16 protein-coding genes and 1 riboswitch are annotated in these 22,786 nt (G+C 38.6%); of the genes, 9 read left to right on the top strand and 7 right to left on the bottom strand.

Features of this window, described 5'->3' with window-relative positions; genetic code table 11:
- The first annotated feature begins 518 nt into the window (after positions 1-518).
- The 3 genes from B5V81_RS08230 (at position 519) to B5V81_RS08220 (ending at position 3,756) form a co-directional block, all read left to right on the top strand.
- A complete protein-coding gene (locus tag B5V81_RS08230; protein WP_212113046.1) occupies positions 519-911 on the top strand; it encodes a Fur family transcriptional regulator in 393 nt (130 codons plus the stop codon).
- Positions 912-1,065: 154 nt separating this feature from the next.
- On the top strand, positions 1,066-2,157 hold the full coding sequence (locus B5V81_RS08225) for an HlyD family secretion protein (protein WP_212113045.1): 1,092 nt from the start codon (positions 1,066-1,068) through the stop codon (positions 2,155-2,157).
- A gap of 27 nt (positions 2,158-2,184) precedes the next feature.
- The gene (locus tag B5V81_RS08220) at positions 2,185-3,756 is read left to right on the top strand and encodes a DHA2 family efflux MFS transporter permease subunit (RefSeq protein WP_212113044.1); all 1,572 of its coding nucleotides are present in this window, start codon (positions 2,185-2,187) and stop codon (positions 3,754-3,756) included.
- Positions 3,757-5,308: 1,552 nt separating this feature from the next.
- Here B5V81_RS08220 and B5V81_RS08215 read toward each other — a convergent pair.
- Complete coding sequence (locus tag B5V81_RS08215; RefSeq protein WP_212113043.1) at positions 5,309-5,893, bottom strand: GNAT family N-acetyltransferase; 585 nt, start codon at positions 5,891-5,893, stop codon at positions 5,309-5,311.
- Positions 5,894-5,970: 77 nt separating this feature from the next.
- Positions 5,971-7,104 carry a type III PLP-dependent enzyme gene (locus tag B5V81_RS08210; protein ID WP_212113042.1) on the bottom strand — a complete coding sequence of 378 codons (1,134 nt, stop codon included), beginning with the start codon at positions 7,102-7,104 and terminating at the stop codon, positions 5,971-5,973.
- Positions 7,105-7,143: 39 nt separating this feature from the next.
- On the opposite strand from B5V81_RS08210, the gene B5V81_RS08205 reads away from it, so the two are divergent.
- On the top strand, positions 7,144-7,452 hold the full coding sequence (locus B5V81_RS08205) for a hypothetical protein (protein ID WP_212113041.1): 309 nt from the start codon (positions 7,144-7,146) through the stop codon (positions 7,450-7,452).
- Positions 7,453-8,754: 1,302 nt separating this feature from the next.
- On the opposite strand, the gene trhO is transcribed toward B5V81_RS08205, so the two are convergent.
- On the bottom strand, positions 8,755-9,672 hold the full coding sequence (gene trhO / locus B5V81_RS08200; RefSeq protein ID WP_212113040.1) for an oxygen-dependent tRNA uridine(34) hydroxylase TrhO: 918 nt from the start codon (positions 9,670-9,672) through the stop codon (positions 8,755-8,757).
- A 116-nt stretch (positions 9,673-9,788) separates the two neighbouring features.
- Between trhO and eda the strand changes: the two genes are divergently transcribed.
- Complete coding sequence (gene eda / locus B5V81_RS08195; protein ID WP_212113039.1) at positions 9,789-10,454, top strand: bifunctional 4-hydroxy-2-oxoglutarate aldolase/2-dehydro-3-deoxy-phosphogluconate aldolase; 666 nt, start codon at positions 9,789-9,791, stop codon at positions 10,452-10,454.
- 162 nt (positions 10,455-10,616) lie between these two features.
- Here eda and B5V81_RS08190 read toward each other — a convergent pair whose 3' ends face one another.
- Entirely contained in the window at positions 10,617-11,444 is an 828-nt protein-coding gene (locus B5V81_RS08190) for a ferredoxin--NADP reductase (protein WP_212113038.1), read from the bottom strand.
- Positions 11,445-12,471: 1,027 nt separating this feature from the next.
- On the opposite strand from B5V81_RS08190, the gene alr reads away from it, so the two are divergent.
- Positions 12,472-13,587, top strand: coding sequence for an alanine racemase (gene alr, locus B5V81_RS08185; RefSeq protein ID WP_212113037.1), 1,116 nt, complete (start codon positions 12,472-12,474; stop codon positions 13,585-13,587).
- Positions 13,588-15,220: 1,633 nt separating this feature from the next.
- Here alr and gcvP read toward each other — a convergent pair.
- From gcvP to gcvT, 3 genes are read right to left on the bottom strand one after another with little or no spacing between them, the layout of a single operon-like run.
- Positions 15,221-18,019, bottom strand: a complete 2,799-nt coding sequence (gene gcvP / locus B5V81_RS08180) for an aminomethyl-transferring glycine dehydrogenase (RefSeq protein WP_212113048.1) — start codon at positions 18,017-18,019, stop codon at positions 15,221-15,223.
- A 5-nt stretch (positions 18,020-18,024) separates the two neighbouring features.
- Positions 18,025-18,393: a glycine cleavage system protein GcvH gene (gene gcvH / locus B5V81_RS08175; protein WP_212113036.1), complete on the bottom strand. Its 369-nt coding sequence runs from the start codon at positions 18,391-18,393 to the stop codon at positions 18,025-18,027.
- Positions 18,394-18,399: 6 nt separating this feature from the next.
- On the bottom strand, positions 18,400-19,512 hold the full coding sequence (gcvT, locus tag B5V81_RS08170; protein WP_212113035.1) for a glycine cleavage system aminomethyltransferase GcvT: 1,113 nt from the start codon (positions 19,510-19,512) through the stop codon (positions 18,400-18,402).
- Between the two features lie 137 nt (positions 19,513-19,649).
- A riboswitch (glycine riboswitch) is annotated at positions 19,650-19,747 on the bottom strand.
- Positions 19,748-20,200: 453 nt separating this feature from the next.
- Between gcvT and B5V81_RS08165 the strand changes: the two genes are divergently transcribed.
- The 3 genes from B5V81_RS08165 (at position 20,201) to B5V81_RS08155 (ending at position 22,656) form a co-directional block, all read left to right on the top strand.
- Positions 20,201-20,863, top strand: a complete 663-nt coding sequence (locus B5V81_RS08165; protein WP_212113034.1) for an LON peptidase substrate-binding domain-containing protein — start codon at positions 20,201-20,203, stop codon at positions 20,861-20,863.
- A 13-nt stretch (positions 20,864-20,876) separates the two neighbouring features.
- Positions 20,877-21,083 carry a Trm112 family protein gene (locus B5V81_RS08160; protein ID WP_212113033.1) on the top strand — a complete coding sequence of 69 codons (207 nt, stop codon included), beginning with the start codon at positions 20,877-20,879 and terminating at the stop codon, positions 21,081-21,083.
- Between the two features lie 1,192 nt (positions 21,084-22,275).
- On the top strand, positions 22,276-22,656 hold the full coding sequence (locus tag B5V81_RS08155; protein WP_212113047.1) for a helix-turn-helix domain-containing protein: 381 nt from the start codon (positions 22,276-22,278) through the stop codon (positions 22,654-22,656).
- Positions 22,657-22,786 lie beyond the last annotated feature (130 nt).

Here is a 22,786-nt window from a genome sequence, read left to right as displayed (position 1 = left end):
AACCGTTTTAAAACCAAAAAACATCATACACTAAAAAGTGTAAAATAAAAACCTAAAAGGCAAAACACTACATATATGATAAGTCTTAGTTCATAAAACAAGAGCAAAACCAACCATCGCAAGCAGAAACCGCTCTCGTTACTCGACGTATATAGTACTCTTTCAGCTAAAGAGTCAACATCATTTTTCACTTTTTTTCTATTTTAAAATACTAATACATATAGGTGTAGCAATATATTGTACAACCAAAAAACTTAAAATAAACAGCACACTTTAAAAAAAAACATAAACAAGCAGAGCTCTCTCATAAAGACGAATTGCATGAAAGTTTCTTGCGGAATAACCGGCTGCTCTTAGATCATAAGCCCCCTCCTCTCACAACAGGTTATAACCCTCCTTAAATAGTGCAACGTGCATCATGTAAAAGACGAAAAGACAGGCTACATATTCTACAATCACCATTGCATAAACATCTCACACGCTTTATGCTTTTCCATGAGAGCAAAAGGAAGATGTCAATGTCATCTAAACTAACGCGTAACCAAACATTGGTTTTGAACACTTTAAAAAATGCAAAAGGGCCTTTAAGTGCTTATGCGATTCTTGACCAATTACGTGAAGAAGGTTTTCGTGCACCTCTTCAAGTTTATCGTGCGCTAGAAAAACTCGTACAATTAAAGTGTATTCATCGTCTTGAAAGTGTCAATGCCTTTATGGTCTGTTTACATCCTGAAAAATGTCAACACGAACTCACAACTTTTATCATTTGCGAGAACTGTGACACAGTCAATGAAATACAAAATCAAATGATTGTATCGAGTTTAAAACAAATGGTTCAAGCTGTTGACTTCCAAGCGCACAAAAGCATCCTAGAAATACGAGGTCTTTGTAAAAAATGCGCAACAAAGTAAGACCTCTAACTTGCAAGTTTATATATTTAGCATTATGTGTCAGAGATTGACCTATTATTTGAAAAGCTCTTATCGCCCTTGCATGTATATCACCCTACCCTGTAGTGATAGGCTTACTATATGCATTAGAACATAAATATTGGAAGTGTAAATCATGTCCGTATCTGAGACAATTTCTTCAACAAAAAATCTCGATAAAACGAAACAAAAAAAAATAATCAAGGCTCTTTTTGTTGTCTTTGCACTTTTTGTACTTTGGTTTGGCTATAAGTGGATAACACATTGGCGTTATATGCTGGCCACTGAAGATGCCTATGTGCAAGGAGATATCGCCGCTATTGCGCCTAAATTAAATGGATATATTGAAAAAATTGCTATTAAAGCCAACCAAGTCGTAAAAAAGGACGATATTTTGTTTTACTTAGACAATGGTGATTATCAAATAGCCTTGGATCAAACAGAGGCGCGTCTTAACACACAGAAAAAAACACTTCTACGCATTGATGCACAAATCACAGCAGCGCATAGTGCTTTAGATGATGCAAAAGCGCAAAAAGCAGCCGCTTCAGCCATAGCAACCAATGCACAACTCACCTTAAAACGTGTAACAGAACTGAAAGCCAATCGTTATGCTCCTCAATCTAATGTTGATGATGCCAAATCAACTTATGAACAAGCTATTGCAAATGTTAACCGTGCGGATGCACAAATCGCTTCAGCACGCGCGAATATCCAAGTGCTAGAAGCACAACGAAGTGAAACAGAAAGCCAAACAAAGAGTTTAGAACTTTCACGCGAAAAAGCACAACGTGATCTTGATTCAACCATTATACGCGCGCCATTTGATGGAATTATAGGAAATTTAACAGCAAAAACGGGAGATTTTGTTGTAAATGGCCAGCGTCTTGCAGCATTAGTCCCCATCCATGCACTTTATATTGAAGCAAACTATAAAGAAACACAGTTGCAAAATATTCATGCGGGACAAAAGGCTTATATTTCTGTAGATGCCTTCAAAAATGAAGTCTTTACAGGAACGGTCCTTTCTATTTCGCCCGCAACAGGTGCTGTTTTTTCTCTTCTTCCTCCACAAAACGCTACCGGTAACTTTACAAAGATTGTCCAACGCATTCCCGTACGTATTTCTATTCCAGAAGAAGTCTTAAAAACCGGACATATCCGAGCAGGAATGAGTGTTTCAGTAGAAGTTGATACACGGACAAAACCACAAGATAACAGTCTTTGATAATAACAAGCAAACGACCGCATTAGTATGACATCTTCAAGCCCAAAGCCCATACAGTCTCAAAAGTGTATAGAAATCCGTAACATTGTGATTTTCATCGTTATGGCTTTTGGCATGTTTATGGCGATTTTGGATATACAAATCGTTGCCTCCTCTTTAGCCGAAGTTCAAGCGGGTCTTGCTGCAAGCTCTGAAGAAATTTCATGGGTTCAAACCTCCTATCTCATCGCTGAAGTTATCATGTTACCCCTTTCTGGATTCTTAGGAAGATTGCTTTCAACACGTGTTTTCTTCACCATATCAGCAATCGGGTTTACGATTACTTCTGTTCTTTGTGCAACAGCAACATCGATTGGAGAGATGATTATCTACCGTGCATTGCAAGGTTTTATTGGTGGAGGAATTATCCCAAGCGTTTTTGTCGCCTCTTATGTTCTTTTTCCTCCCTCCAAACGCCCAATTGTTACCCCTATTGTTGGACTAGTCGCAACATTAGCCCCCACTATTGGTCCAACGGTCGGAGGTTATCTCTGTCATATCTTATCATGGCACTGGCTTTTTCTCATCAATGTACCTTTTGGAATTATTATTTCAATTCTCGCTTGGAAATTGATTAATTTTGATAAAGCAAATCCATCTCTCATGGCTAAATTTGACTGGTTGGGGCTCATTTCTATGGCTGTTTTTCTGGGAACTTTAGAGTATGTACTAGAAGAGGGTGCACGTCATGATTGGCTGAATGATCGACTGATTCGAAACTTATTCATTATCATGATCTTGTCTGCCGCCCTCTTCTTCTGGCGCGCATTTACAGCAAAAGAGCCTATTGTTGATCTTACGACTTTTTCTAATTTTAATTTTTCTGCTGCCTCCATTTTTTCCTTTTCTTTGGGAATAGGCCTTTATGGTCTTACATATCTTTATCCTGTCTATTTGAGCCAAATCCGCCATTATGATGCCCTCATGATTGGAGAAACATTGTTTCTTTCAGGGTTTGTCATGTTATTAACGGCCCCTCTTGCCGGATATCTTTCTGCAAGAATGGATGCACGTTTGATGATGGCGATAGGACTTTTAGGCTTTGCAATAGGAACTTGGATGGCGAGTTCTATCACAGACAACTGGGATTTTTGGCAACTCTTTTGGCCGCAAGTTTTCCGGGGTGCTTCTGTAATGTTATGTATGGTTCCTGTTAATAATATTGCCTTAGGAACACTCCCACCCGAACGCATGCAAAATGCCTCTGGACTCTTTAATCTCACACGGAATCTAGGGGGAGCTGTAGGACTTGCCATTATCAGCACTCTCATGACAAAACGCACAGACTTCCATTATGAACGAATAGCCGAAACAATCAACCACGCAAACAGACAAGCAACTGAAGTGCTTTCAAAGTTCACTTTATTCTTCAAAACAGAAACCTTTGATTCGTATACGCTTGCTCTTTCTCAATTGTTTGGTATGGTACGCACACAAGCAACGATTATGGCTTTTAGTGATATTTTCTTTATCATAACCATTGTCTTTGGTATTTTGACATTTATGACTATTTTTCTCAAAAAAATACCGCCTCTCATGGATTCGCCATCAAGTCACTAAGCTCAATTAAAATTGAAAAATACTTTTTATTTTTATTGCTTTCTTCGATTCTTATTCACTTTGTCTTTTCTCAATAGGCAGTATAAATCAACATGTGATTCTAAATGATTCTTCTTGATAAAAATTCTTTTCAAGACAAACTCTTTATGCACTTTAAAATAACGTCTCACATGAAAAGTTATTTTAGATGATAACAAACAAAGAGATCATCTAACCTACTTGCACACCATAAAGACGAAGCAGCTATTTTTATAAGATTTTTGATTTTTCATCATAGAGTGGAAAAAAATATTAAAAGAATATTTGTTTCTGCTATTTATTCTGCCCCCCCATTTTACGTTCCCCTTTATAAAAACTATCCTATAAGATTCTTTATGCTTCACTTTTGTGACACTTACGAGAAACACTTATATCATCATTCTCTTTTCTGATTTCCCCATGATAGCCTTCTTTTTGAAGAGATTCATAAAAGAGACTCTCGTGATTTTTATTTACCTACCCATTTCCCTGATAACGTACAGGACAAAGTTTTTTGATTCTGAATACGAAAATTTGAAATGAGAAAATCATCCTATCTTCGACACGCTTATGCTCATTGCAAAACAGTTTTTTTATAGAAAAAAGTAATGGTAGATTTTTTCAAAAAAGCATCTTTTGAACATGTCATTTTATTTTTTACACTCTTTTTAAAAAAATGGATACTTATAGTTTTGATTCTATAGCCGCATATCTTTCTTAAGAGCCACTTCCCTTTCAGCAAACGCTAACATGGTATAAAATTTTTCTCTTTTGGAATAAAATTGATCGATGAATGGGGGCACCTTTTATGCCCTACTCTTACCACGGTGAGTCCACAACTGTTAACGACAGCAAAACTCCCTCACATCTTTAATATAAACGTCCATATACCTCTTTAATCCCTCAAAAACGCACATTCTGTCCCTATTGAATCCACCCCAAAAATACTTTAGAAAGGCTTTCAATATCTTTTTCCCGATAGTCAACTCATCATTTCTGATATGAAAAATTTAAGGGTACAAACGAAAAGCTCTCGTTGCCAGAATACACTGATTTATAATCATAGCTTACCATCGTGCATATTATAATGAGCAATCTGAATATCGTAAATAGCTTCCCATTTAAAAGCTATTCATGATGAAACAATCAAAACCATACCCTTGTGCATCAAAAGCAGAAAAATAAAAACTATTAAAAAAAAAGAGTAAAAACTGTCTCGATACAAGATCGGCCCATAACGCCCATGATATTGAGAGCAAGAAATTTTATGATGATACGAGAGCTAACGTACCCAAAATCACTCAAGAATTTGGTCTTTCAATATGATGAAATAGGACACGCGTTCAAAAAATAAGCTTTAACTATATTCCTACGACCTTAATTGAAACAATCAAAACAAGAAAGAGGCTCTATAAGAGAGCCATATAACACAATCGCAAAACAAATCTCCAAAACTTTGTACGAACATTTTGCCACCAACCAATATACTCTCTCTCAATTCTAGCACTGTTGAAAGACGCAATAACGACAATCTTCAAGCCACTTTATGATGCTGAAAACGACTCGAAACGGCTCGTTCTCCGCTAGCAACCAAAGTGCCATAACATCCAGAAAGATAGTGTGGTATCAGTTCCAAAGCCTGAAAACGATGCTTTTCGTAAGGACCAGGCATTGCAAAATTTTCTGTTAAGCGATTTGAAAAACCAAAACGTTGATAAAATTCAAAATCTCCTACCAAAAAAATAGCACCATATCCTAATTTTTTTGCTTTTTCAATTGCATGGCGGACGAGAATCGATCCTATTCCCATACCAGCATATTCAGCTGCAACAGCCAAAGGTCCCAAAAGTAAAGCATGTTGTATTTTATTTTTTTCTTTCAAAAAAGAAACATGCCAAAGACGAACACTCCCCACAAGCTCCCCAAGCGCATTTTTAACCACAAAAGAAAGCCCTTGAGCAGCTAACCGACCACGACGTAAAGACTCGGATGATTTACGTTTACGTCCCTGTCCCATCGTTGCATCAAGCAAAATTTCTCGATAAGGCTTATCGGCTTCTTGCTCCAATAAAAGTGTAAAACATGCCCTATTTTTTGTTTGAAAATTAATCATGTTCATCTCGATAACCCACCCTCTTATAGTGCAATGACGAGCATATAAAAAAAATCTAAAAAACCTATAGTTAAAAGGAAATTTCAGATCACATAGGATCGCAAAGGTTCAAAACCATTAAAGGCAACAGATGCGTAAGTTGTTGTGTAAGCACCTGTTCCATGAATCAATATCTTATCTCCTATTTTTAGAGATACAGGAAGCGGATAAGGTGTTTTTTCATAGAGAACATCTGCCGAATCGCATGTTGGCCCAGCCAAAATACAAGGCTCCATAACCTTATCATCATGAGGGGTCTCAATAGGATAACGAATGGCTTCATCCATAGTTTCAGCAAGACCATTAAATTTCCCAATATCAAGATAAACCCATCGGACATTATCATTATCAGCTTTTTTAGAGATCAGCACAACTTCTGTGCGAATAACACCAGCATTGCCAACCATCGCCCGCCCTGGCTCAATAATCGTCTCAGGGATACGATTACCAAAATGCTTTTTCAATGAATCAAAAACTGCCGTGCCATAAGCTTGCTCAGTAGGAACATCTTTCAAGTAACGCGTTGGAAAACCGCCCCCCATATTTACCAATTTCAATGAAATACCTTCTTGTTCCAAATTTTTAAAAACGGTAGCAGCATCCGATAAAGCACGATCCCATGCACTCAGATCAACCTGCTGAGACCCAACATGAAAAGAAACACCATAGGCTTGCAAACCTAATTGGTGCGCACGTTTTAGCACATCAACTGCCATAGCAGGAACACAACCGAATTTACGTGACAATGGCCACTCTGCCCCTTTTCCATCGGTAAGAACTCGGCAAAAAACACGCGCTTCTGGAGCAGCACGCGCAATTTTTTCCACTTCTTCAATACAATCAACGGCATAAAGTGAAACACCCAATGCATAGGCTCGCGCGATATCACACTCTTTTTTAATCGTATTCCCAAAAGAAATACGCCCTGGCGTTGCCCCTGCTTTGAGAGCCATTTCAATTTCTGCAACAGAAGCCGCATCAAAAGAAGATCCTAAAGAACTTAGCAAATGCAAGATTTCAGGAGCTGGATTAGCCTTTATTGCATAAAAAATACGAGACTGCGGCAGAGCTTTTTCAAAATTTAAATAGTTGTCACGAACAACATCAAGGTCAACAATTAAGCATGGACCTTCAGAACGATGTGTTGCAAGAAAATCGCGAATACGTTGCGTTGCCATCTGCAATTCTCCTTGAGGGAATGCTCCCCCACTCTATGCTTGGACAGCCAAAACTGCCAAAAGCCAAAGGACAAAAAACACACAACAACCATCCCCATTCTGATCATAAAAAACCAGAAATTAGCATTGCATGCAGCGAAAGAACAGCGCGAAAGCCGCGTCATTCCGTATTTATCTGCCTTTTTGATTGGAGTTGAGAAAACCACTTCCGCACTGAAGGCAATGAGGTGTGCCTCTATAGTTATCCCAGCATTTAAAAGCTGGAAGACACCAGAAAGGCCCGCACCGTCGTTGCTTCAAGATGTCCTCATTCTTGCAATGGGCTGTAAGAATGACTGGAGCGGTTAGTTCCAGGTACCGTACCGGTTAATCTCACCATTTGAGAACCAGCGGACACCCACAGGCACGTGCGACTTTGGGCAAGGGATTCTATAAAACGAATCCTTTCTCATTTCAATCACTTTTTTAATTTTAAACATTTTTTAATTCTTAAAGAGAATATGATGCAAAAAAACAACACTCTCCCCCACCAAACAAAGCCATTCATCCACTTTCATGGGATCACGTCCCTCCCCCAGCCATACGATATAAATCTCTGTCTTTCTTTAAAAGCACCTTATTTCTTCGCTTCCCCCATTCTATTTCTTAATATCCTTACAGGAAATAACGAAAAAAACTACTCAACACATTAATTTATAATAATAATTTATTATTTTGACCTTAGACAAAAATCCCATCGTACACTGCTTTCATTTCTCCGTCTCTTATCTCTCTTATAATGAAGCATTATCAAAACCATGTCTCTTGCACATCACAAGTAGAAAACAGCATGTCGCTCCAAAACAGTTGAAAAAGGAATAAAATACCTCTTATGAAGTCTCTCAATTGCCAAGAAGATAAACATTGGAATCAGGGGATATCCGAACTGAAGCATCATCATCCTTAAAGATCATGACATCCGCCTTCCAACAAAACACCATGATCTTTCTCATTGATAGCCTATACATTTTTTAAAAAATATCCGTTCTTCCAACGTCCATTTCACCACTTCCTTAAGCAATATATCATGCAAAATCCCCAGCAGCTGGTATGGTATAACGCAATTGCGTGTCCATCATCTTTATACTTATAAAAGAGCAAGCCAAACATAATCACACACTGAACCCCAATGTTGGGACAGCCCTTAAAATTTGAGACGATTCATAAGAGACATAGTATTTTCCATAAGAGACATGTCTTTCTTGTCTCGTTTTACTCCACACGACTTTCACTACTTGTAACGTTCCAAAAACACAGCTTTGATTGATTTAACATAGAACAGGCTTAGAATGAGAGAACCCTCACGGTATTCAGACCTCTTATTCAACATGTCAATTATTATAAATCATTATTATAAATCAATGTGCTAAACTATTCGTAAATGACTTTTCTATTTTAAAATAAAAAGTATTTGCAATACTCAATTCTATAAAATCAAGGAGAGCGAACGACTTACAATGATTATTTATAAACCGAATAATTTAACGCAGACCAAAAAATCAAACAAAATTTGATCTTATAAGAGATTTTTCTACAAAGAGCTACACTCTCTTCTCTCTGTAAAATTTAAGAGAAAAAAGCGAGAATTTTAATCCCTACACGACGATATCCTTATGTCCTCTGATGCGATTCAATTGCACGCAACTTCAACAATTGGAATTGTCTATGGCGCTCACGAAAGCGTTCTCTATCAGCTTCACTGCGCGTGTTATAACAAGCATCACAGGAAACACCTTCCTCATAATGCGGTGATAATTTGCTTTCAGCATTCAAAGGAGAACGACACGCGCGACAGAGTTCGCGTCCACATTCTTCAAGACCATGTTGCACAGAAACGCGCTCATCAAAAACAAAGCACTCTCCCCACCATAAACTTTCCTCTTTTGGAATTTTTTCTAAATATTTCAGAATACCCCCTTTTAAATGGTACACTTGCTCATAACCAAGTTCACGAACATACGCTGTTGATTTTTCACAACGAATACCGCCTGTACAAAACATAGCAATTTTCTTTTTCTTCTTTAAATCAGCTTCATGTTGACGTACCCATTCAGGAAATTCGCGAAATGTTTTAATCTGCGGATCAATCGCTCCTTGAAAACTCCCAATGGCATATTCATAGTCATTCCGCGTATCGATCAAAATTGTCTCTTCATCTTGAATAAGAGCATTCCAATCTTCAGGATCCACATAAGTCCCCACAACTTTTAGCGGATCAACTCCTTCAACGCCCATTGTTACAATCTCTTTTTTCAACCGAACTTTCATGCGATGAAAAGGCATTTTTGATGCCCATGAATACTTAATTTCGGGCGTTTGAAATGCTGGCTCAGCCATAATAAAATCCACCAACGCCTCAATCGCTTCACAAGAACCAGCAACAGTTCCATTAATCCCCTCTTGTGCTAAAAGAAGGGTCCCTTTAATATCATTTGCTTGACATAAATCCTGCAAAGGCTTTTGTAATTGACGGTAATGCTTCAAATCTGCAAAGCAATAAAGTGCAGCAACTTTAAAATTCTTTTCCATGTGTTTTGCCATAACGCGCGTTTCATTCAATTTCAAGATCTATTCATTTACTCTTTAACATATTGTGCTTAATCAAACTATATTAAACCATATTCTTTCCAAGAAGAAAAAATATCATGTGCCAAAAAATAGACAACCTTTTAACACTTCTCCAAGGACAAACTGTTATACCTGTTTTGTTTATCGACAATATACAAAGTGCTGTACCCTTAGCACGTGCTCTTGTCAAAGGTGGATTAAAAACAATTGAAATCACCTTACGAACACCAAACGCCCTCCAAGCAATTAAGACAATTACACAAGAAGTCCCTGAAGCAATTGTTGGAGCAGGAACAATTCTCAACACAACACACTACGAACAAGCTGAACAAGCTGGAGCAAAATTTATCGTAAGCCCCGGATTATCCAATAAATTAATCAATTGTGCAAAAAATAGTGAAATTCCCCTTCTTCCCGGAGCAATAACTCCAAGTGAACTCATGAAAGCATTAGATAAAGGCTATACATATCTTAAATTTTTCCCTGCTGAAGCCTCTGGAGGTATTGCCTTCATCCAAGCCTTAGCATCTCCCTTCTCTGAAATTTTCTTTTGCCCAACAGGGGATATAACACAACAAAGTGCAACGCAATGGCTCCAACTTCCTAACGTTTTTTGTGTTGGCGGTTCTTGGATAGCGCCCCATCAGCTCATCGCAATAAAGGATTGGGATTCAATTAGTGCGTTAGCGTATACTGCAACGCAACTCTCCTCTCTCTCAAAAAAGGCGCACTCGATAACTTGAAGATTCGGGAGCATTATTAGCGCCTTCAACAAGACCAAAGCCTTCACACATCCTTGCGCAATCTTTTAACACTTGGCCATGGAAATGCAAATCATCACCTAATCTTCATCAAGGTTAATTTTGGAAAGACCCTTAGTTTCAAAAAAGCACCAGAGCCCACCATCACTCCACAAAAGCGCGCTCTACGACATAAGTTGCAGGGGCATTATTAGCACCTTCAACAAGACCAAAGCCTTCACACATCCTTGCACAATCTTTTAACATGGCCATGGAACCACAAATCATCACCCGATCTTCATCAGGGTTAATTTTAGGCAAACCGGTGGTTTCAAAAAAGCATCCATTCTCCATAACAGTCGTAATACGTCCCATATGCTCAGAAGATTCACGAGTGGTCATAGGATAAAATTTTAACTGTTGTGCATACACGCCAATGAGTGGATCTTGTTGCAAAGAGTAAACAAGATCTTTTGCATAAGTTAACTCATTCTTTTCACGTGTTGTTTGAATAAGAACAACTTCTGAAAATTTCTCATAGGTTTCAGGATCACGAATAAGGCTTGCAAAAGGGGCAACCCCTGTACCAGTTGAAAGAAGATAAAGGCGTTTCCCAGGAATAAGCGCATCAAGAACCAGCGTTCCTGTAGATTTTTTACGCATGAGAACTGTATCACCAATTTTAATTTTTTGTAGATGCTCGGTTAATGGTCCCCCTGGAACTTTTATCGAAAAAAACTCAAGCTGTTCATCCCAAAAAGGGCTTGCAATTGAATAAGCACGATAAATCGGCTTTTCTGCATTTGGCAAACCGATCATAACAAATTCACCGGAACGAAAACGAAAACTTTCCGGACGATTCAAGCGAAATTTAAATAACCGATCGGTATAGTGACAAACCTCTTGGACAGTCAGAGCAAATACATTCGCAGGAATCGGAAAATTTGCAACGCTGCTGATGTTTGACGGAACATTGGTAGCAGACGTATTCATACTCTTCCCCATATCTTTATTGAACGTTAAATTTCGAATCCCTGACGTGGTATAGTCCTTGTATAATTATCTGCCAACAATTTTCTTAAACCAAAAGCCTTAAGATTAACATCTTTGTGTCAAATTCAATCGAATAAGAAAAATACGAAGACACCTTACCCCCAAAGAAAAATAAAAACATTGGGTATTAAACAATGACCACACTCTTTCTCTTTGCAAAATTTATAACTGAAAACCCTAAAATGAAGAGAGAAAAAACTTCTGTGGATTGAACAATAAACGCACGACTCTTCAACAAAGTTTCCAGCATTCCATCTATTAGTTTTCCTTACTAACCTTCGTTTTACATTGTTCTTACCGTCAATCAATGAGTCCAATGCACTCTATGATCAATAAAATTAATTTCACTTAAAACCAATCAAATGATAGAAAGTAAATCATATCCAAATCAATAGTTTTTAATGTATCAGCAAGTGTTTACACACTCTTTACCCATTTGATAAAAGTGACTTTAAGTGCATGAGACAACGTTCCAAATTGCATATTACAAGTAATCGCTCCCCTCCTTGTGGTAAAAAGCTTGTAAGTCATTGCTTATAATTATTCCTCGAGAGTAGATAATTTATCATTTTGCATTCTCTTGTATGCGTTAAGCCATGTCTGTTTATGAGAAAACACTCCCCACCCACAACAACAGCATGATCTTGCGCTCTTCAAAAGGATACAATAAGTTATGCTTTATTTTTTTAATATGCCTCAACAAGAGCAAATTAAGTAAAAATCAAAAATCTATGTTGCATAAATTATCAGAACACACCGTGTTGCTAACAACACGAATAAAACTAAAATATCTCTTAGATTCAGAGTACCATTTTAGATAAAAAACACGACTTTCATGGTGCATAATTCAGTATGGGAGACTTATGATTTTGACCGTATCAAACAGTATTTTTTTCTATATCATAAGAAACCTCTGTGAAATAACCAAAGAAAAAGCTATACTCACGAACAAAGATAAGATTTTAAAATGAACAAATCCGTTAATGATGAAATAAACACATCCCTCTATGCAGCTGTAGCCACCATTGATGTCAGTGCCATTGTTGCCAATTATATCACTTTAGCCAAACGTGTAGCGCCAACACAATGTTCAGCGGTTGTAAAAGCAAATGCCTATGGGCTAGGAGCGCATAAAATTGCTCCTGCCCTTTATCAAGCTGGTTGTCGTACTTTTTTTGTTGCCCAAATCAGAGAAGCATTGCAATTAAAAAGCATTTTACCATCAAACGTCACAATTGCTCTTCTCAATGGGCTTCCACACACAGCGGAAGAATTTGTAGCACAATCAGGTATTGTTCCTGTTCTAAACTCTTGGAATGCTATTGAGATTTGGCAAAAGATTTGTCAAAAAAAGGATAAAAAATTTCCAGCTATTGTTCAAATCGATACCCATATGAACCGATTAGGACTTGATCAAAAAGAATTAAAAAAGCTCATCAAACATCCTACAATTTTTGAAAACGCAGACATAAAATATATCCTTAGTCATCTTTCTAACGGAGAAGATGATACGCACCCATCAAATGACGCCCAATTAACTTCTTTCAAAACGATCCTTGCACAACTGCCGCCTTGTAGAGCTTCCTTTGCGAATTCTGGAGGTATTTTTCTAGGCTCAGATTTTTATTTTGACCTTGTTCGCCCCGGTATTGCACTTTACGGAAGCGACCCCTCAGGAAAACACGCATCCCTTCTAAAACCTGTTTTAAAACTCGAAGCCCAAGTTCTTCAAAACCGTGTTGTTGATGTAGGAACCCCTGTTGGTTATGGAGAAAGTTTTATAACCAATAGACCCAGCACTCTTGCAACCATTTCTATTGGCTATGCTGATGGTTGGCTGCGTGCTCTCTCAAATAAAGGAACCGTTTATTTCAACGGGCATAAACTTCCCATGGTTGGGCGCGTTTCTATGGATTCTATTATTGTAGATACGACCGAACTTGATCAAAAACCTCAAACAGGTGACTGGATCGAACTCATTGGTCCCCATCAAACACTTGAAAAAGTGGCGACAGATGCCAACACACTTCCCAATGAAATTCTAACGTCTCTTGGATCACGCTATAAATATATTTACACATGAAAAATTCTTTAAACAAATAAACTGATAAAATCATCACCTTAGAAAATCAGAAAGCTTCATCGAAAGATTTTACAACAATTAATCGCATAAAATGATCATGAGACACTGCACATTCACAAAGTTCCCCCAATGGACAAGTTGATCAGATGTTTTATAAAAGTGGACTTCACCCAAAATACAAAAATTGAACCTCTTTCTCACATAAATTAACGGAAAAGAATCTATTGCCAAATTTTTAAAATGACCGCCCAATGAGATCAAAATATTCATTCTCTACATACCGAACAAGACAGCCAATCTCATCAAGTTTTTCTCGCTTTTAGCCTTGTTCATCGTGAAGCAACCAAAATCTTTTGCTTGCCTACTACAAACTAGACTGTGTAAAAATCATTTAATAAGGAAATAAATACTTCTTATAAACCATCCCAAGTACCAAGGGTTTTATACCATTAGGCACTCTCGCGAAGTGTGTGATGGAAAAGTGTATGATGATGCCAACTTTCTCCTTTATGAATCGTAAAAAAGAAGAGTGCTTAATAGATTTATCCTTGTACCATTCACAAAGCGGCGTTTTAAAATAAGATTGGGAGCGAAAGATCTCTTTAAAACAAAGTAGATTAACAACCCCCATATATTCTGTTTGGGGCATTTTATTTTACATGAGAGTTGTGCCCCCATTAAACACCATAAACAAAAGCATGAGATAATGTGTAATTTCTTAAAAACCTTTGTCTTAGATGCTTTTGAAATCTGTAAAGCTAAATTAAAAGGAGATGACAAACTGGAAATTGCTTTTTACCTTTACAGCTTTTCCAAAATGAGATTATCTTCCAGTTTTAAAGATTACGCCACCAGAAATACGCAATCCCCTGCCCTCATCTAACAGACAAAAACTGAAACTGCTTATCAAGCCTCTCGTTTCCCTTAATCTCTGGCTCAAATATACTACTGTATTAGCTTTAGATATAATGGCAACATTTAGATATAATAGGCAACAGTGAAAGCGCACGCGCTCTCAGAAAAATAATGCCATAAAAGAAAAAATTAATCTGTAATGAAGTGAAAGAGATACCGACTTGCTATAAAGGCTCTTAAAAAAACAACTATGACACCATTTGGCTTTGCGGTTACTCATTCTGACAAGTGTTATGACCTATTCTTTGCATCTTCTTCACAAAAAACAGATTGAAGAGAAATACAATTCTTGGCTCGAAAATATCAAAGCTCAACGAGATGCAACAACAGAGTTTCGCATACCTTTATTATCAGAAGCACTCAAATTGATTTTATTCTTTCTGCAATGAATCGTAACCACCTTGGTAAGAACAGTATATCACAACCCATGTAAAAAACTGCGCCTTTCCCCATAGGTTTTACTCTCATTTAGCGGGATTGGCTGGCTAATAACAACCGCCGCACCTAACTACTAAAATCAGATCATACAATAGAAGGAAAAGAAGAGCATGGCTATTGGCTACAAAGTACAACTTTTTTGTCGACTTTTTCGATTTTGCTCATGTTATAAAAACAGGGAGAAATTCTAGAAAATAGATCAATAAAGCCATAAGCACAAAAGCCCACACAAGATGTGTGGGCTTTTTTGATGCAAATAAACAAATTGAATATATATTTTTTATGAATAGCTATTCCCCAATGGCGGACACGAACAAATGAGTGTTCTATCTCCCGCAACATTATCAATACGTGATACAGGAGGCCAATATTTATTGGCTGGATCAAGGGAACTGTTGGGAAAAGCAGCTTCTTGTCGCGAATAGGGGCGCCCCCACACATCATCTAAAGTATCTGCGACTGTATGAGGAGCATTCACCAATGGATTATTATCTTTTGGCCAAACCCCATTCCCAACTTTTTTTGCTTCTTCAGCAATAGAGAGTAATGCATCACAAAGTCGATCAATCTCTGCTTTTGGTTCTGATTCCGTTGGTTCAATCATCAAAGTTCCAGGAACAGGAAAAGACATCGTTGGCGCGTGGAACCCATAATCAATGAGACGTTTTGCAATATCATCAACACTTACCCCATACTGATCTTTCAACACACGTGTATCCACAATACATTCATGAGCAACACGCCCGTGTTTGCCTCGATAAAGAATGGAATACGCAGATGAAAGACGTGCAGCAATATAATTAGCATTTAAAATGGCTATTTGTGTTGCATATTTTAAACCATCAGCGCCCATCATTCGAATATACATCCATGTAATTGCAAGAATAGAAGCACTTCCATAAGGAGCAGCCGAAACCGCATGGGTTGTGCCATCTTGTTCATGCCCCGGTAAGAAGGATGTAAGGTGCTCTGCGACCCCAATTGGCCCCATACCAGGCCCCCCTCCCCCATGAGGAATAGCAAAAGTTTTATGCAGATTCATATGACAAACATCAGCACCAATATCGGCAGGACGAGCAAGCCCTACAAGTGCATTGAGATTAGCACCATCAAAATAAACTTGTCCGCCATTTTCATGAATAATAGAACAAATTTCCTTAATACTTTCCTCATAAACACCATGGGTTGAAGGATAAGTAATCATGAGAGCAGCCAATTTATCCTTATGCAATTGCGCTTTCATTTTAAGATCATCGACATCAACATCGCCATCGCTTAAACATTTTACCACGACAACTTCCATTCCTGCCATATGTGCCGAAGCTGGATTGGTACCGTGTGCAGATGCCGGAATAAGACAAACGGTACGTTGATGTTCACCCCGTGAGTGGTAATAGCGTCGAATAGCTAAAAGCCCCGCATATTCACCTTGAGCACCAGAGTTTGGCTGAAAAGAGACTTGTGAAAATCCTGTAATTTCACACAACCACGCATTTAACTGGTTAATCATCTCCAAATAACCCGCTGCATCCTCTTGTGAAACAAAAGGGTGTATATTGGCCATGCTCGCCCAACTCACAGGCATCAACTCAGCCGCTGCATTAAGCTTCATGGTACAAGAACCAAGAGGGATCATCGCACGATCCAGTGCCAAATCTTTATCTGCCAAACGACGCAAAAAGCGCATCATATCTGTCTCTGAATGAACCGCATGAAAAAAAGGCTGAGAAAGAAAAGCAGCATCCCGTTCTTTGCCAAAGAGTCGTGGAGAAACTTGATCAACGAGTTGTGCCCCCAAAAGCTGTGCTAAAGCACAGGCATCTTCTTCTGTCGACAATTCATCAAAATTGATTACAATGATGTCATCATCAAAAACACGAACAAGGCGTCCACTCATTTTGGCTTGATGTGCAATCTCTCGCGCTTTTCCCTTCACAACAACGCTTACACAATCAAAAAAAGACTCTGCTTCACAAGAAACACCAGCAGCCTCTAACCCCGCAACAAAACGACATGTTAAACGATGAATCCGCTTCGCAATTTCTTGTAAGCCTTTTGGCCCATGCCAAACAGCATAAGCAGTTGCCATATTAGCCAACAAAGCCTGGGCTGTACAAATATTTGACGTCGCTTTATCGCGCCGAATATGTTGTTCACGTGTTTGCAAAGCTAAACGAAAACCAACGCGTCCTTCTGTATCGACAGATTGCCCCACTATACGCCCTGGAATAAGACGTGTGAGCGCATCACTAACCGCAAGGTAACCAGCATGTGGACCGCCAAAACCCATTGGGACTCCATAACGCTGCATAGAGCCAACAACAATATCAGCCCCCCATTTTGCTGGTGCCTCCATAAGAGTAAGCGCTAAAGGGTCAGCCACAACGATAACCAGCGCTCCTTTTTCCTTTGCTTCTTTTATGACCGCACTATAATCATGAAAAGAACCCTTTGTATCAGGCCAAGATAAAACAATTGCCGCTGTATTAGAACAAATTTCCCTCTCTTGGCTAATACGAATCCCTTGTGTTTCAGCACGCGTTTGCACGACACTCAAAGTCTGAGGATGTAAAAGACTCTGAAGAGAAATTTTTGTTTTTTTCTCCCGTGTAAAACGAAAAGCAAGAGCATTTGCTTCAGCTAAAGCTGTTGCTTCATCAAGAAGAGAAGCCGCAGCCACAGGCAAACCTGTCAACTCGCTAATCAATGTCTGAAAATAAAATAAAAGCTCTAGACGACCTTGACTAATTTCTGCTTGATAAGGGGTATAAGCGGTATACCAAGCTGGATTTTCAAACAGATTTCGTAAAATAACCGGAGGCACAAATGTTCCATGATATCCTTGCCCAATAAAACTTTTGTGCAGCTGGTTTTTCTCCATCATCTTAGAGAGTTCTTCCAAGGCTTGGTTCTCACTCGCAGCCTTTGGAAGATTAAGTGAGTGCACTAAATGGATAGAGTTTGGAACCGCTTGAGAAATGAGTGCATCAACACAATCAAGCTCTAAAACATCAAGCATTTTTTGTATTTCATCAGGACGCAGCCCAATATGGCGAGAAGAAAAAGAACGCTCGATCATAATATTCATCCAATCAGAGCCTTATAAGCATCTTCATCCAACAACTCTTCCAGTTGTGTTTCATCCTGCAATGTCATTTTCCATAACCAGCCTTCTGTTTCGGCTTTCTGATTTACCAGTTCAGGATTATCAGCCAGTGCTTCATTGATTTCGACGACTTCACCATCAAGAGGAGAATAAACATCTGAAGCCGCTTTAACGGATTCCACGACAGCCGCCGCCTCCCCCTTGGAAAGTTTTGTACCACTTTGTGGTAAATCAACAAAAACCAAATCCCCTAATTGCTCTTGCGCATAATGTGTAACGCCAACAGTCACCACTTGTCCTTCAACGCTAAGCCATTCGTGGTCTTGTGTAAAATAAGTTTTAGACATAAAAAATCATCCTTTAAAATAACGTTGTTCAACAAAGGGAAGTGAATGAACTGAGAGTGCAATTTTTTTACCTCGCAGTTCTGTAAAGACCTGAGTTCCTTCAGCTTTACAGTCAACAGGAACGTAACCCATGGCAACAGGACCATCAAAAGAAGGACCAAAACCACCTGATGTTACCACACCAATCTCATTATCTTGATCATCGAAGAGCACCGCACCCGCACGAATAGGTTGGCGCGTTTGTGGTTTTAATCCAACACGACAACGCGTAGGTCCTTTTTGCAGCGCTTCAAGAAAAGCTTCTGCGCCGTAAAATTTTGCTTTTTCTCGAACACTTTTAGGAACAGCCCATGTTAGAGCCGCATCAATAGGCGTCGTATCAGGGGTAATATCATTTCCATGCAAACACAACCCAGCTTCCAACCGCAAGCTATCGCGTGCGGCAAGCCCAATCCACTCAACACGAGAATCACTCAGCAATTTTTCCGCCAACGCATGCGCATGCCCTATGGGAACAGCAATTTCAAAACCATCCTCTCCCGTATACCCAGAACGCGTTATAAACCAATCTTGTTGTGGTTCGAATCCCTGCATAAAGAACAATTCATTGCCTGGTAAATCCGCATCAGCAAGAACAGCTGCCGCCTCAGGACCTTGAAGAGCAAGCAAGACCCTTTCAAGGGCAATTACTTGACATTCAAAATCAACGGCACGGCTTTCCAATTCTACAAAATCAGCCTGAGCATTCCCAGCATTGGCAACCAGCATGAAACGATCCTCTGCCAAACGGGTAATGATAAGATCATCAAGAATACCCGCCTGCTTATTAAGCAAATAATTATACCGTGAATGCCCAATCTTTAAAGCTGCTGCATCAATAGGAAAAGCATAGGATAAAAATTCCACGGCTTGTTCCCCTTCAACGGCAATCAATTTCATATGAGAAATATCAAAAAGTCCTGCATGTGCACGCGTATGAAGATGCTCTTTCAAAACGCCAAGAGGATAAGTTAAAGGCATATTCCACCCTGCAAAAGCACCAAATTTTGCTCCTGCTTTTTCATGCAAATCATATAAAGGAAGTGTTTTTAAAAAAGATGTTTCTTGTTCTGTGCCCATAATAACTCCAAAGCTGCGCTAACGCCCACACAATATGGTCGCCTCTGCACCCCTCTGTCATTAGCCTGAGAGACTCGCGAAAAGACTTTTCGCTTACACCTTCGGCGCGGGCTCTCCCGACTTTCCAGATCTGCCTTTCTCCTTTTACGGTCCTTAAAGCCTGAGAGATTATGGGCTATTTCCCCTTCGGCGGCAATGCGAAAATTTGCAATCTGCACTCTCCCGCAAAAGAATGAAAGAAACGATAACGCTCTTTCCAGCATATTTTAATCTATAACCTATCTTTACCACACTGTCATTAGCAAAGTGATAAACATATTTTCATTTTAAAACTTGCATAAGCTGCTTCAAAAGATTTATAATAGCATCCTTTTGAAGCTTACAAAAATTGTAAGGAACACATTTTAAGAAATTTAAAACAAAAATCAAAAACTATAGACAAAAATGCCCCTTGAAAATCATGCAAAACGTCACACACTAAAAGGATCGCAAAGCAATATTCTTTTTGTACAATTCAATCTTAGCGATAGGGTTTCATATTTTTTTAAGAATAAGGACTTCAAGTATTTTCAAGTATTTTATAGTATGATTTTAATGCACAAGAAGTAGATTTTCTGCTTTCTCAATAGTGTCATAAGTTGCAACGATTGACAGACTAAAATTACCGAATAAAGGTCACAACATACTCATGAAAGCTGGTAATATCTCCTACAATTGCGAAAATGATCTTCCAAAGCAAATTGCGCTTTTCCCTTTAGAAGGTGCACTCTTACTGCCTGGTGGTTTTTTATCTCTCAACATTTTTGAACCAGAATCGCTTGAAATGATTGAAAATGTTATGGTATCCGATCGTCTATTGGGCATTATTCAACCACTTTCATCGGACACAAACCGCTTCTCTAAACAACTTTATAAAACAGGCTGTATCGGGCGCATTACAAACTACAGTGAAACAGGCAACGGGCAACTGTTCATTATATTACAAGGTGTTTGCCGCTTCACCTTAGAACAAGAATTGACGAATACAAAATCCTATCGAACAGCTCTCATCCAATCAAACATAAACGACTTACAAGAACTCGATATTGAAGAAAGCATTAATCGAGAAAGCTTACTTGATGTTGTTGAAAAATATCTAACGATCCATGAAATGGAGTATAATTGGAGCAGTATCATAGAAGCCCCTACACCTATATTGGTTAATGCTTTTTCAGCTCTTATCCCCTTTACGCCGGCAGAAAAACAAGCTCTCCTTGAAGCGCCAGATATTAAAAGCCGTGCCCAAACGCTTCTTGCATTAACAGAACGCTCACTGATGAAACAAACAGGAACGGATTACCGTTTAAACTAATAAACGTAAAAACATGAAAAAAATGACCACAGATCCCAAAATGCTCGAATTGCTTGTCTGCCCAATGACGAAAGGCACGCTCTCTTTCAACCGAAAAACACAAGAGCTTATTTCTCTCAAAGCCAAACTTGCTTATCCTATTCGTGATGGTGTTCCCATTATGCTTGCTTCAGAAGCGCGCCCTTTGCAAAACAATGAAGAGAAAACGCATAAAAAATAAAAAAATCTTCATGTACTTTCCCTTCAAAAGCCCACTGTTATCAAGCCTCTATCCATAGGGGCTTTCAATATTCATGCGTTCTGAGAAAAGGCGTTTTATAATATAGCAGTACATTGATTTATAAAGATATTTATATCGCTCTACCTCTTGCAATAAAAGCCCAAAATAGCATCAAATTCCCTCGTTTCAGCCTTTTCATTCTGAAGCAATCAAAACCATATCTCTTACACAACACAAATATCCGAATAAAAATAACTGAAAAAAGGATTCAAACAGCCCTTGTTTTTACCCACACAGCCCACCCGTTTATGATGTACAAGCAAGTGATTTGAATGAATCCAACATGAGAAAATTTGTGATGAGAGATTTTACGATATTCGTCGTTGTGTTTTTAGTGAAAAAGGGTGATCTATCATGACAAATCAATTTGTTGATCTATCGCGGAAGTACAATACAAAAGCGCTTACACCAGATCAGGAGAGAAGTATTAAGTGCAACTGAATATTCACGTTTTCATGACATTGCTACAAGCTCTATGGGTTAAAAAATGCGTTTTATTTGCTTGAAATAAGCAATTTGAATTTCGATTGACGATTGAAAATAATTCTCTTATGAATGACGCTTGTGTTTTTGGTCATATATGCGACGATCAATAGGTCATAGAAGCCCGAAAAACTCAAACACGAAAAATGAACCCGCTTTGCGGACATCTCTGAGTTCCGGGGATTCTTGTTATGTCCAAGTACTTTAAGCACTAAAAGCAAGGAGCTGTTTTGAGTCAGCACTTCCAGCCCCCGGATACTAATGCGAAGACGCTTGCGACTGATAGAAGCGTAAGTACAAACTGGATATCCGTGTTTTCATGATATTTCTACAGGCTCTATAGGCTAAAAAATGCATTTTATTTGCTTGGAATAAGCAATTTGAATTTCGATTGACGATTGAAAATAATTCCCTTATGAATAAAACTTGTGTTTTTGGTCGTATACGCGACGATCAAAAGGGCCTGGAAGCCCTAACATCGAACGCAGAACAAATCTGCTTTGCGGATATCCCGGAATTTCCGGGGGCTCTTGTTATGTCCAAGTGCTTTAAGCACTAAAAGCAAGAGGCTGATTCGATGTCAGCACTTCCAGACCCCGGATACTAATGCGAGGGCGCTCGCACCCAGTGGGGGCTTTAAGTGCAAAAAGTGCAAACTAAAAATCCACATTTTTACGATATTTCTTTAGGCAAGAAAATTCGCTTCAGAAGAAAAGTCATGGGGATTTCTCAAAAACAATTGGGAAATCATTTGGGTGTAACATTCCAACAAATACAAAAGTATGAAAAAGGTTTAAATCGCGTAAGTGCAAGGTGTTTACAGGAAATTGCTGATATCCTCGATGTTCCCATTTCCTTCTTTTTAGCAGATAACGCACAAAAAGAAGATCGCCTCTATGATGATGATAACAAAATATCGAGCAAAGAAGAGTATTTACTTTTGAAAAACTTCAGAATTCTTACCCGTAAAAAACAAAAGGCGATCTTGCAATTGATTTCTGATGAAAAAAATACCCCCTTATTTTCATAAATTTGCTGAACACAATAATCAATGTCCTTCATAACTTTAAAAAGAATTTTAACTATCTCCTCTATAGAGGACAAAATTTTTTATCCGGTCTGGAAACAGACTAAATAGAAATCTTCGTCTTTAAAGAGAA

The sequence above is a fragment of the Bartonella queenslandensis genome (assembly GCF_018155095.1).
In the GTDB taxonomy this organism is placed as follows: Bacteria; Pseudomonadota; Alphaproteobacteria; order Rhizobiales; family Rhizobiaceae; genus Bartonella; species Bartonella queenslandensis_B.
Note: the sequence above shows the minus strand (reverse complement) of the source record. Positions and strands in the feature narration are given on the sequence as shown.

What these genes read in the sequence shown, in the direction of transcription:
- B5V81_RS08230 (WP_212113046.1), top strand. Translation starts at nt 519, where the DNA reads ATGTCATCTAAACTAACGCGTAACCAAACATTGGTTTTGAACACTTTA.
- B5V81_RS08225 (WP_212113045.1), top strand. Translation starts at nt 1,066, where the DNA reads ATGTCCGTATCTGAGACAATTTCTTCAACAAAAAATCTCGATAAAACG.
- B5V81_RS08220 (WP_212113044.1), top strand. Translation starts at nt 2,185, where the DNA reads ATGACATCTTCAAGCCCAAAGCCCATACAGTCTCAAAAGTGTATAGAA.
- B5V81_RS08215 (WP_212113043.1), bottom strand. Translation starts at nt 5,893, where the DNA reads ATGAACATGATTAATTTTCAAACAAAAAATAGGGCATGTTTTACACTT.
- B5V81_RS08210 (WP_212113042.1), bottom strand. Translation starts at nt 7,104, where the DNA reads ATGGCAACGCAACGTATTCGCGATTTTCTTGCAACACATCGTTCTGAA.
- trhO (WP_212113040.1), bottom strand. Translation starts at nt 9,672, where the DNA reads ATGGAAAAGAATTTTAAAGTTGCTGCACTTTATTGCTTTGCAGATTTG.
- eda (WP_212113039.1), top strand. Translation starts at nt 9,789, where the DNA reads ATGTGCCAAAAAATAGACAACCTTTTAACACTTCTCCAAGGACAAACT.
- B5V81_RS08190 (WP_212113038.1), bottom strand. Translation starts at nt 11,444, where the DNA reads ATGAATACGTCTGCTACCAATGTTCCGTCAAACATCAGCAGCGTTGCA.
- alr (WP_212113037.1), top strand. Translation starts at nt 12,472, where the DNA reads ATGAACAAATCCGTTAATGATGAAATAAACACATCCCTCTATGCAGCT.
- gcvP (WP_212113048.1), bottom strand. Translation starts at nt 18,019, where the DNA reads ATGATCGAGCGTTCTTTTTCTTCTCGCCATATTGGGCTGCGTCCTGAT.
- gcvH (WP_212113036.1), bottom strand. Translation starts at nt 18,393, where the DNA reads ATGTCTAAAACTTATTTTACACAAGACCACGAATGGCTTAGCGTTGAA.
- gcvT (WP_212113035.1), bottom strand. Translation starts at nt 19,512, where the DNA reads ATGGGCACAGAACAAGAAACATCTTTTTTAAAAACACTTCCTTTATAT.
- B5V81_RS08165 (WP_212113034.1), top strand. Translation starts at nt 20,201, where the DNA reads ATGAAAGCTGGTAATATCTCCTACAATTGCGAAAATGATCTTCCAAAG.
- B5V81_RS08160 (WP_212113033.1), top strand. Translation starts at nt 20,877, where the DNA reads ATGAAAAAAATGACCACAGATCCCAAAATGCTCGAATTGCTTGTCTGC.